9 protein-coding genes and 3 pseudogenes are annotated in these 10,318 nt (G+C 59.0%); 2 read left to right on the plus strand and 10 right to left on the minus strand.

The window, feature by feature from the left end:
* Positions 1–61 precede the first annotated feature (61 nt).
* The 3 genes and pseudogenes from AC04SI_RS29420 to AC04SI_RS29430 form a co-directional block, all read right to left on the minus strand.
* Positions 62–148: pseudogene (locus AC04SI_RS29420) on the minus strand (ATP-binding protein); the annotation flags it as partial.
* A 228-nt stretch (positions 149–376) separates the two neighbouring features.
* The gene (locus AC04SI_RS29425; RefSeq protein WP_488475397.1) at positions 377–565 is read right to left on the minus strand and encodes a DUF982 domain-containing protein; all 189 of its coding nucleotides are present in this window, start codon (positions 563–565) and stop codon (positions 377–379) included.
* A 144-nt stretch (positions 566–709) separates the two neighbouring features.
* Positions 710–1,006, minus strand: coding sequence for a DUF982 domain-containing protein (locus AC04SI_RS29430; RefSeq protein ID WP_488475398.1), 297 nt, complete (start codon positions 1,004–1,006; stop codon positions 710–712).
* Positions 1,007–1,791: 785 nt separating this feature from the next.
* On the opposite strand from AC04SI_RS29430, the gene AC04SI_RS29435 reads away from it, so the two are divergent.
* The gene (locus AC04SI_RS29435) at positions 1,792–2,028 is read left to right on the plus strand and encodes a hypothetical protein (RefSeq protein WP_488475399.1); all 237 of its coding nucleotides are present in this window, start codon (positions 1,792–1,794) and stop codon (positions 2,026–2,028) included.
* A gap of 151 nt (positions 2,029–2,179) precedes the next feature.
* Positions 2,180–2,407 (plus strand): hypothetical protein, encoded by a 228-nt coding sequence (locus AC04SI_RS29440; RefSeq protein WP_488475400.1) that lies wholly within the window; start codon positions 2,180–2,182, stop codon positions 2,405–2,407.
* Here the strand turns inward: AC04SI_RS29440 and AC04SI_RS29445 are convergent.
* From AC04SI_RS29445 to AC04SI_RS29475, 7 genes and pseudogenes are all read right to left on the minus strand, one after another.
* A complete protein-coding gene (locus tag AC04SI_RS29445; RefSeq protein WP_488475407.1) occupies positions 2,354–3,892 on the minus strand; it encodes a radical SAM family RiPP maturation amino acid epimerase in 1,539 nt (512 codons plus the stop codon). The two genes, AC04SI_RS29440 and AC04SI_RS29445, sit on opposite strands and share 54 nt — an antisense overlap.
* 72 nt (positions 3,893–3,964) lie before the next feature.
* Positions 3,965–4,372: a hypothetical protein gene (locus AC04SI_RS29450; RefSeq protein ID WP_488475401.1), complete on the minus strand. Its 408-nt coding sequence runs from the start codon at positions 4,370–4,372 to the stop codon at positions 3,965–3,967.
* A gap of 662 nt (positions 4,373–5,034) precedes the next feature.
* A complete protein-coding gene (locus AC04SI_RS29455; protein WP_488475402.1) occupies positions 5,035–5,577 on the minus strand; it encodes a hypothetical protein in 543 nt (180 codons plus the stop codon).
* Positions 5,578–5,593: 16 nt separating this feature from the next.
* Positions 5,594–5,902 (minus strand): annotated as a pseudogene (locus AC04SI_RS29460) (transposase); the annotation flags it as partial.
* A 90-nt stretch (positions 5,903–5,992) separates the two neighbouring features.
* Positions 5,993–6,504 (minus strand): annotated as a pseudogene (gene istA, locus AC04SI_RS29465) (IS21 family transposase); the annotation flags it as partial.
* Positions 6,505–6,851: 347 nt separating this feature from the next.
* Positions 6,852–9,011 (minus strand): peptidase domain-containing ABC transporter, encoded by a 2,160-nt coding sequence (locus AC04SI_RS29470; RefSeq protein WP_488475403.1) that lies wholly within the window; start codon positions 9,009–9,011, stop codon positions 6,852–6,854.
* A 33-nt stretch (positions 9,012–9,044) separates the two neighbouring features.
* A complete protein-coding gene (locus AC04SI_RS29475; RefSeq protein ID WP_488475404.1) occupies positions 9,045–10,130 on the minus strand; it encodes an HlyD family secretion protein in 1,086 nt (361 codons plus the stop codon).
* Positions 10,131–10,318 lie beyond the last annotated feature (188 nt).

The raw sequence follows: 10,318 nt of genomic DNA on the forward strand, positions 1-10,318 counted from the left end.
TCAGGCGAAGCTGGTCGGGGTTGCGCAGCCTGATCGGGTGCGGCTGGTTGGCTTTCGGACTTCAGCTTTGAGAGCGGTTCTTGAAGCGCCAGGAATCGTTTCCTGTTTCGACGATCTCGCAATGATGGGTGAGCCGGTCGAGTAGCGATGGCAGGACCCGGTTTGTGCACAGTCTTGTTGTTCTTCTTCCCGAAAGTGCCCTGTGAAGGCACCCGGCATGCTTAATGGCATGGCACCGAGGATCTGCGATCTCGTGCGACCCAACTATGATGCGCTTGCGTCGAACTTCGTCCTGTGCCGCGGTCTGATGGGTCATATCCGACGGCTCTATCAGGCAGCGAGAGGCCGAAGAGATGACCCTGTGCCAGAGTTCGGTTTAGTCGCTGCGTAGTATCTTTGCTTCGAGTGCGGCCGCGACGAAAGCGCGTCGAGCAACTGGCGACCGAGCCTTCCCTTGCAGCACTTGCAGACATACGTCCATTGCTATCCTACTCTTCTCGGTCCGACGACCAATATCCCGCAGCAAAATAGCGGCGTACGTCGAGCACGATACGCCCGGAGCCATTGCGGCCAACCTGCACAATGACTGGCCTTTCGAACCTGCTCAAGCCGGCCATCTCCCCCCTTGACAGCCAGTCTGGGGCGACAGGCCGCAGCTAAACCGAATGTTACTGCCGCGCGTCACCCTAGTCGCATCGGCGAATAGGATTTAGACTTTTGCGGTGCCTGCTTTGCAAGCTGCAATCCACTGCATCGCAGAGGTCGCATCTTCCAATATGCCAACCTGCTTTGCAAAGTCGTAAAGCGCGTTGCGCGCCGCACCTACAGGCTTGTGCCCATCGTAGGCCTCATGGCACGTCCGAAGGGCAGTTTGGTGGGCAGGATCTCTGCGATCTTGCGGCCATTCATCGAGAAGATCGATGGCCTCGGCAAGACTTGCAATCTCTTGCACGATGTAGGTGGAGCGCTTGACGAAAATGGGGCTGCTGAAAGCCTCGGCCTTCATTTTTTCCTCCCGACCTGCTGAACCGCCAGTTCACGTGAGACGGGGCCGCATCGACCCCGCCGATCGTTGCACAATGTGTTGTCGGAGCGATGACGCTTCAAGAGGAAATGCGGGCGTGATGCCATCGGCCATTGGCCGAAGCATCTCAAGGCGCTCTCAATGGTCAAGCGGCGGCCAGTTCTCTCCGCTTCGTTCGGCATGCTCTCCACTTCGCACGGCAAGTTGACGCCCCGGGCGAGGGAAGCTCGAAACCTCGCCTAGTCATTGACGAGCTCAACCTGGTCAGTGATGCAGATTGCATAGAAGAAAAACTCGCCAAGTTCGCCGCCACAAAACGCCTGCGGTATGCGCACGGTGCCCGCGCATGGAATGGATTGAACGAGCCCTGGAATGCTACCAGGCACTCTCGCCTGTGGTCGAAGTCACGCATGGAGAGGCGGGTGCGGGAAACGCGCACGTCGGGTTCGCGGCGGAGATGAAGAAACTGCCTGGGTAATAAGCCAAGTCGCTTTATCCGTACTCAAGCCAAGCCAAGTGCCGGGGCTGCGGCAGCGGTGCGTCAGGGATGCGTGCCCGAAGGGGAAGACGACCGCATCCAGCTTCAGCGAAGCCCGCAGCCCGGCCCGCAGGGAGACGCCCCCCTGATCTCTTCCGGCGCCGATCGGCGAGGCAACGATATGCCAGGCGCGGCATGCGCCCTTCTCATCCTCGAGAACCACTGCAGTCGCCTCGACGCAGATCCCACTGCCGCAGGTTGCTCGGAAATGCGATAGCGATGCCAAGACATGGAGAATGCCGAAGAATACGATCGTTTGCTCTTTACCAAAACTTCTGCGTGGCATTTAGAGGAACGAAGATTGAAGAACGAAAACACCCAGGAGAGCTGGCCTCCGCTGCAGATCCACGAGCTTGCGGAAGAGCACCGCAAGGCGGCAACCCTGCTGCTTCGGCTCGCCCGGCCAGGCAAACCCTCAGTCGAGCGCCGTTCAGATTGTCGGCGACTGCGATCGAACTCTATCTGACCGCGCTTTTGCTCCACTGTGGGCACAGCCCCAGTCAGATCCGCAAAAAGCAGCACGATCTGTCGGCGAGCACGCACATTTGCGCCGCCGCCTTGGCCGACGCCGACAAGGCCGATCGGTTTGCAGCATTACGCCGGCACGCTCGAGCCCGATGAGCAGTTCCGCCGCTTCGCCAACCGGTGCCGACCTTGAGGCCATAGCCCATCCCTTTGACAGGGCGGTGGCGTCGAAGCGCCGCGAGATCGACCCCTACGCCCGGCGCGTGAAACTTGACCCCATGAAGCAGCATCTGGCCGAAGGCGAAGCTGCGCTGGTCAACAGCGCCCTAGCTGATGTCGGCTTCATGGTGCCGGACGGTGCTGTCACATTCGGAAATTGAGGAGCAGCGCGAAACGTCGTCGAGATCCTCTTCGATCACCCCGGCCGCATATAACTGATCGAGCAGGTCGGCCACGGCAAGGGCGCTCGCTCCGTCTGTCGTGACCCGCATAATCAGCTCCGAGGCTGTACAGTCGCCGCATGCGATTACATGGCCAACGGAAACCGGAACGACGTCGTCGAGCACACGGTGCTCAATGTTGCGTGAGCGGAGGTGGAAGTGCCGGTTCCCGGCCTCGTATTGCAGGTCTCCGCGGAAGCGGATCGGTAGGTTGGGAGGTGGGCTTTCGAGCATATGCTCGTCGATGATGCTCTGGAGCCCTTCCCGGAACTCGTTGGGCGTCCCGAAGAAACGTTGATCCGCGATTCGGTACCCGAGAGGCCAGCGTTCGCTACCCGGTACCGGCGTCACCAGTTGTAAACGTCCCTGCCGCATATTTACGAGGAAGCCGGAAACACAGGCGATCGTCGTGGGATAGCTCCCCGGCAAGGCGACCGCATCATCTTTGTTGGCTGCCTCAAGTTTCTCTCTGCGCGCGCGTGCGCGCCCGGTGAAAGCCTTTGCGGTAGGCGCCCCCTTGCCCTGCAGGATGAGTTCGACCCCCATCAGGTCCTCCGGCGAAAACGCCGCGTGAATCTGATTGAGATGTTTCGTACTTAGCACGGAAAAACGATTCGTCACGCCGCCGTAGCATTTGAAAAGTTCGAGCACTCGCCTGGTGAGTGCCTGATCCTTGAGCGGGGCGGCCGTCGTCGTTTGTGGCAATGCGCCCGTGATTTGATGGTAGTCGAACAGAAAACAGTCATAGTCCGGGTTATCGCTCGGATCTGTGGCCCAGTAGCAGAAGCCAGTGCGGGCTGCCTGCCCAAACATGTCGCTGGCGACACCGACCACGCCGCGCCAAAGCTCGGCATGCTCCTGGCTATATTCATAATAACCCCTGAAGTGGTCCGCCGAGAGGCCACAGAACCAGCAACCGACGGTGCAGCCTTCGCTCAACTCGAAAGCGATGATGGGGTGCGTGATCGACGGCGCCAATTCGCCCAATTGGTCGTTACAGCGCTGAATTTGGCGCTGGCGCCAGGCATGAAAACGCGGGTTGACCATCGACATCTCGCCTTGGTCGCGCAGCCGTTCGCGATGGCGCAACATCTCGCGCATATACTCGTCCCACATCATGGCGAGCGGCCACGGGGCAGACTCCGGCTTGAAGCGGTACTTCAGGCAGTCACCGCGCCAGAGCGGCAGCATCTCCATCGGGTCAACATCGATGCCGTAGCGTTCTGACACCGTTCGAGGGTTGTCGACGTTCTCCGAAAGCGCGCTGCGGAACCGCCTGTCACCGGCCAGCCGCTCCATGAAGCGCTTGACGTGTGACAAGGTGCGCCGTTCCTCCGGCGTGCGCCGGTCAAAAGCTTGTCGCCAGTGCTCGCCGCGAGGGCGCAGGTGAGCCCCTGAAGCGGCCCGTTGTAGGCTTGGTGGCATGGTCTCATCTCCGACACGATTTGTTTTCATGTTTCGGCTCGTCCAGCCAATGCAGTCAGAGCTAAAGCTACCTCAGATCGCGACCGCAACAACAACAACAATAATAATAACGACTGCGACGGCGCTAGGCTTTTCCCGGACTTTCACAGGTAAATCCGTAGGATAATTAGCCAACGCAGCGGTCTGTACAAGGCTGGTCAAGGCCGAAACGCCCGAACCACGCTCGCGCCTCGTAATCGCCCCGATCTTGTTACGACTTGACTTCTGTCGGCTGTTCGATCGGATGTAACGTTTAACCTCGTCAAGCGTGATGTTGTAGTCGAGGCTCTTTCCAATCGCTACAATCGATGCAAGCCCTCCAGCGAGTGGTTTGAGCTTTTCAAGTGGAGTGCCTTTTTTTCCTAAATCGCAAACGAATTTCTCCAAGTCAGTTCGCAGCATAGCTAATTCCCGCCTTTGCTCGATGTTGAAATGATCCATCTCGCTCTCACAAGCGATCGATGGTGGTGCCCTGACCAAGCAAGCGCCGTACCAACCTCAAAATCTCTGATTTTGCGCGTTGTCTGACTGAACGCATTGTCGACTTTCCGACTTTTGGTTCGGAATTGACCTTGGCCGCCCGCGCCAGAAAGAGTTCGTCAATGCAAGTCCACGCCCCTTCATTGCCCTGCGGGCAACCTCCTCGGGGTCTCATTTTGACAGGGGAGCGCGACCGCCAGGGCTAGGCGCAACCGCAAAATTCTTCACTCAGCCAGGGCGTTATCACATTGTTTGCAATGTGGCCCAACACCGCGCTTTTCTGGCCGGCGGTGCACTCACAGAGCGCATCCCCAAGGCCACAAATATTGCCGGAACTGATGATTTCCAGGTTGCGCGAGCGGCACGATCCCAGGTCGAGGCCGCCCATACTCTGGCTGAGGCGGCGGTTCTGGCTTAAGGGTGTGGTCTGCCTTTAGCTCGGCGCTGCGGTGGTCAGCTTCTTCAATATGTGTAGATTCCCCTTATATAAGCCGGCACTGTTGTTATGGCTTAATGCCCCAATGACGCAACTCTGTGCGGTGGAGAGGATTTCTGATGAATTGAACCACTGCGCAATTCGGAGCATGTCAGCGGCGCGCAGATGATCCTCAGGGCGACCCATCTTATGCATAGCGGTGGACTGGGAGAGGCTGGCGGATGTAGCTGAAGCGGTTTGATTTGCCGTGGAATTGGGTCACACCAAAGAGCTGTTGCACGGAACCGCACAGTTCCCGAGGCGGATTTTGCGAGGCGTTTTTGTGGCTCATCAACGCCTCGCAACCAGTTTGCGGGTTGATACGGACCTCTTTGGCGCACTGTCCGGAACTGGCGCCCCACAGGAGACCGAAATCGTCCGAAAGCTTTGTCAACATTTCAAACCGCATGTCGATCCATTTGCTGCGGTACCACTTGTCAAAAGACACCCGGGTGCCATCCGACAGCTCGTAAACAGACATCGATGTCGAGCTTCTCTTGTTGGTGAGGCAGCCGGTTACAAAATTACGTGAGGCAACACGACAGCACGCTGACATTCGGGGAGATGACAGGACTGCACGCGGCAGGATGAGCAGCTTCGGATCGGGCTCGATGCGGTTGCCGACGGCGGTGGCGCCAGCGGGATTTCGCCGTAAGCGCAGGAACGGCGTGGGGTGATGAGGTCGGACCATGCGCGGTCATGCGTGCTGCTGGAGAGCCGTGCGGCGGCGCTCGCGGCTGCCCCCCGGCAGGCGAACAACTCGATGACGATCATGCATCCGCCGCAGCATGGCACGGCCTCCCGCTCGCCCGTAATTGCTGAATGTCACTCTGCCGCCCGATGACCACCCCGGAAGACCGACGACTTCCGAAGCCGGGTGGCAGGACATGGAGTAGAAACCGACGGACCAACTCGTCTGTGGCGGGCGTCATGACTTGCCGCCGGTCGGCGCTAGGGCGGCGATAATCCTTATAGCGGAAGGTGACGCTGCTCTCGTCGAAGCGGATGAGCTCAGCAGCCTTCGACGGTGTCCGACAATTCGTGTCGGTTTGGCGATTTGACGACATAGGCTTGTTTGGTCGGCTTCCTGGATCTTCTTGCTAAGGAAAGGGAACTGCCGGAAGAGATTGAAGTTCCGGCTGCTCCGCAGCGAAGGCTTCTCTGACGATGCATTGCGTGGTGCCGTGCAGGCGAGCATTGGAGACGGTGTCGAGCCAATCCTGCAATTGCTCGTTCAGGTCGTCGAGATTGCGGAAGCTGCGGGCCAGGAAGAAGTCCTCGCGGATATAGCGGAATGGTCGCTCGACTTTGCCCTTGGTTTTGGCACGATACGGGCGGCAGGCTCTGGGCTGGAAGCCAAAGTGCTTGGCCAGCGCCACCAGCGAACGAATTGTAGATGATGTGGCCTTCGTTATCTTCGCCGGTAACCGCCGTCTTCATCCTGTCGTAGAGGATCTCGATCGGCACGGCGTCGAAAGCCTGCATACGACAGCGCAGCAGCGTCTGCAGGTCCTGGCACATGACGTTGCGGGCGAAGATAACGCGAGTGGCCAAGCACAAGCGAGAACAGCCAGACAATGCGTATCACGCCCGGCGCGTCGGTGAACTCGGTAACAAAGCGGTTGGCCATTCGTCGAATGCCAGGTTGGTGGTGATGATGACTCTGGTGCGCTCGTGAGCTTCGAGACGAGGTGGAAGAGGACCGGAATCCCGAGCAAGGTGAGCGCGGTGTGGGAGGTGTTCGAGGAAGAGCGCGCCAGCTTCATCCCTATGCCGGGCGCTTTGACGGCTTTCACTGTGTTCCGCTGATCCGCGACCTTGCTGCCGAAGCCTTCGTTGCCGATCAGCGCAATGTCGCGACGATGCGATCCGCGTCAGCTCAAATGTGACGCTGCAGGCCACGCCCCGAGTTCGGTCTCGATGACTGGAGCTGGCGGTTATCGATGCGCTACGGCACCGTAGTGGTTAACTGGATCCGGTTTGCGCCCGCCACAAGCGTGCGTAAGCGCCTTCAGCTGCCAGCAGATCAGCATGCCTCCCCTCCTCAATAAGCTGTCCCTTGTCGAAGACCACGATCTTGTCGGCCCTACGAATGGTGCTGAGTCGATGAGCGATGACGATTATGGTCTTACCGGCCCGACGAAGATCTTCAATGATTCGCAGGACAAACCCCTCGGCTATCGAGTCGAGAGAGGAGGTCGCTTCGTCGAGGATCAGGATCTCCGGATCCCGGTACAGAGCCCGAGCCAACGCAAGCTGCTGCTTCTCGCCGCCCGAGAGGCGCACACCATTCTCGCCCAAATAGGTCTGGAGACCGCCGGGCCAGCGCTCGATGAGCTCTCGAAGCCCTATTTGATCGCAGATGTGCAGGATCTTCTCGATGTCCGGCTCGAACTCGCCAAGGGCGATGTTCCCGATCACCGAGCCCGAGAACACATCGACTGATTGCGGCACAGCAGCGACAGCCTTGCGCACGGACACTGTTGAGAGATCCTGGAGGGCAAAGGGACCGATCCGGATGCGTCCGCCCTCAAGAGGGTAGACATTCTGCAGCAGCGCCGCAAGGGTGCTCTTGCCCGAGCCGCTTTCCCCCACCACGGCCGTCATCTCGCCCCGGCGGAAGGTGACGCTGAGATCGTGGAAAAGCTCCGGCTGCGAGCCATGGCGGAACGTGACGTTCTCCAGGCGGATATCACCAAGATCGGACTTTGTGGCATCGATGCCGCCGCCGCTTGTCTCCTGCTCCAGGTCGAAGATCTCAAACAGGCGATCCGCTGCGATGAAGCCATCCTGAACGATCCGATTGTTCTGGATCAGATTGGCGACCGGCCGGATGACATAGCCGAGTAACGTATAACAGGACAGTAACTCGCCGGGCGTGACGGTTTGATCGAGGGCAAGCGTTGTTCCGAACCACATCAGCACGATGGTGAATAGGGTCGAGAGGAAAGTCGAGGCATTATCTCCGAAGATCGAGATGAGACCGGAACCGTAGACGGAGTGCAGCATCTTGATGAAGCGGATCTCTATCTTGAAGTTGGCGAAACTCTCCATGCCGGAGGTCTTGATCGTCGAGACAGCTCCGAGGGATTCCACCAGCTCCGCCTCCAGGTCGGCGGCATTCTCCATAATGGCGCGCTGGCGCTTCCTATTCAGTCGGTTGATGGTCCAATAGACCAAGAGGTACAGCGGGATGGAGACCGCCACGACCAAGGCGATCTTCCACGAGTAGATGCACATCAGCCCGAACGAGAACAGTATCATTAGCAGGTCGACGAATATGTTGATCGAGACGTCGTTCAGGAAGCTCCTGATCTTCACGGCGTCGTTCATGCGGGCGATGATTTCGCCCAAACGCATGCTGTCGAAGAACTTCTGGGGCAGGCTTAGGACGTGATTGTAGTAGCCGAGGATCAACTGGACGTCGATCTTCTGCCCCGTTTGCAGGACGAGCCGGTTCCCGAGGAGATTGATCAGGATCTGCGCCACCAGGATCAGCAGCATGAGGAGGCTCATCAGGTTGAGCAGGTTGCGGTTGCCCGCTATGATCACATGATCGACGATCTTCTGGACGTAGATTGCCGTCGAGAGCCCGAGGACCGTCGTCACGAGCGCCCCGGCGAGAGCCTGGGCCATCACCGCCCTTTGTGGCGCAAGCAGACGCGCGAAGCGGGCGAGGGGCGAGGTGGTCTCGTCGCGGCGCTTGAAGGTGGCTGCCGGAACCAGGAGCACAAGGAAGCCAGTCCATTGCGTCTTGAACTCCTCGTGCGACAACTTGCGGATTTCGCCATAGGCTGGGTCCATGACGATGACCCACCTAGCGTCGATCGCCTGGATTACGACGAAGTGGTGCAGGACCCCCTTGACGATTACGTGCGCAATAGCAGGCTTGGGAATCTTGTATAGGCTGTCGAAGCCACCCTTCACCCCCTTGGCAACAAAGCCCAGCTTCCGGGCCGCTTCCGTGAGGCCCAGTACGGTCGTGCCGGAGCGGTCGGTCGAGGCATACTGTCGGATGCGCGACAATGGCAGCTTGTGGCCATAGAAGGCTGCGACAGAAGCAAGGCTGGCGGCTCCACAATCGGTGATGTCGTGCTGCTTGAACTTGATGACCTTGCTCGACATGGCGGCTCGCTGGCTGTTTGGAAAAGGAAGGATTTAGTGGCCCGCCAGGAGGGGATTGAGCCAATCGTCGACTTCATTGTAGAGGAGTTGCAGAAGGGTGCGTTCGGCCACGAGGAAGCGGGCCCGCACGGTCATGCCCTTCTTCAGATGACCGATAACCCCGTTCTTGAGTGCGACATGGGTGCGAGAGAGCGCGCAGCGGACCTTGAAGACCGGGCTCATGTCGTGGAGGGTGAAGTCATGCGCCACCTCGAGCACTGTCGCATCGATGAGACCCCATTGATTGTAGTTGAATGAATCCACTTGGAGCCGCACGGACTGTCCCTCCCGCACTAAGCCGATGTCTTTGGGGGAGACGTAAATTTCCGCCACCAGTTCGCCGTCCGGCGAAACCCAAGCAACGGTTTGCCCGGCCTGGATGTAGCTGCCGGGGGTCAGGCCGGTGAATTGCTCGAGTGCGCCTGACACCCCGGCCCGAATGTGGGTGAGATCCCGTTCGTTCTCGAGCTGATGCAAGGTGGCGGTGAGTTCCTTGAGGCGCAGGTTAAGGTCGAAGAGCTGCTGGTTCCATTCGGCGGATTTGCGCCGGGCAAGGATCTCCCCCTGAAACTCAATGTTCTGGAGGGCGAAAGCCTTCTCGTCAACGGCGTTTGCGGGCGTTGCAGCAGCGGAGAGCAGCCGCTTAGCGCGGTCGAGGTCCGCCGCGGCATTACTGCGGGCATATTGGTTCTCCCGCAGCAGGTTGAGAAAATGCGCCCACTCCGCCTTGGCGGACTCGGTCAGGAGGTGGACCGGGTTCTTGGCCTGCGTGCCGGAGGAGATCAGGGTTTCGAGGTCACGGGCAAGATCACTCTTAGCGCGAATATCGCCTTTATGCGCCCTGAGCTTTTCCTCAACCACCTCCTCATCGAGGGCGAGAATCTCCTGCCCCTGGGCAACCAGATCGTTCTCAACGGCAAGGATACGGGAGACGCGTCCGGAGACGGGCGCGATCAGGGGCGTCTTCTCGACGGTGGGGCGAATGATACCGGCACTTTGGACAGAGATCGCTATGGTGATGAGTGGCAGCGACACCAACGTGGCAACCACAGAGAGCACAATCACCCGATAGATGATCAAAGATCGTCCTGATCGTCGGGAGAGAATGCTCTCTGCTGTGTAGCTGGCAATTTCAGGAGAAAGGGTGTTTAGTTTGCACACTAATGTTCTAACCGTGCATCTTAGAGCCCACCGCCCCTCCCCCTATAGTCGCAGCCGCAAGGGCTACAAGCCCCACCACTCCGAAAACTATTGCCCCCAAAAGACCC

The organism is Mesorhizobium sp. CNPSo 4689, assembly GCF_057784325.1.

Excerpts from the sequence above, each read along its gene's own strand:
- AC04SI_RS29425 (WP_488475397.1), bottom strand. The coding sequence starts at position 565 with ATGGCTCCGGGCGTATCGTGCTCGACGTACGCCGCTATTTTGCTGCGG.
- AC04SI_RS29445 (WP_488475407.1), bottom strand. The coding sequence starts at position 3,892 with ATGCCACCAAGCCTACAACGGGCCGCTTCAGGGGCTCACCTGCGCCCT.
- AC04SI_RS29450 (WP_488475401.1), bottom strand. The coding sequence starts at position 4,372 with ATGGATCATTTCAACATCGAGCAAAGGCGGGAATTAGCTATGCTGCGA.
- AC04SI_RS29440 (WP_488475400.1), top strand. The coding sequence starts at position 2,180 with ATGAGCAGTTCCGCCGCTTCGCCAACCGGTGCCGACCTTGAGGCCATA.
- AC04SI_RS29455 (WP_488475402.1), bottom strand. The coding sequence starts at position 5,577 with ATGGTCCGACCTCATCACCCCACGCCGTTCCTGCGCTTACGGCGAAAT.
- AC04SI_RS29435 (WP_488475399.1), top strand. The coding sequence starts at position 1,792 with ATGGAGAATGCCGAAGAATACGATCGTTTGCTCTTTACCAAAACTTCT.
- AC04SI_RS29430 (WP_488475398.1), bottom strand. The coding sequence starts at position 1,006 with ATGAAGGCCGAGGCTTTCAGCAGCCCCATTTTCGTCAAGCGCTCCACC.
- AC04SI_RS29470 (WP_488475403.1), bottom strand. The coding sequence starts at position 9,011 with ATGTCGAGCAAGGTCATCAAGTTCAAGCAGCACGACATCACCGATTGT.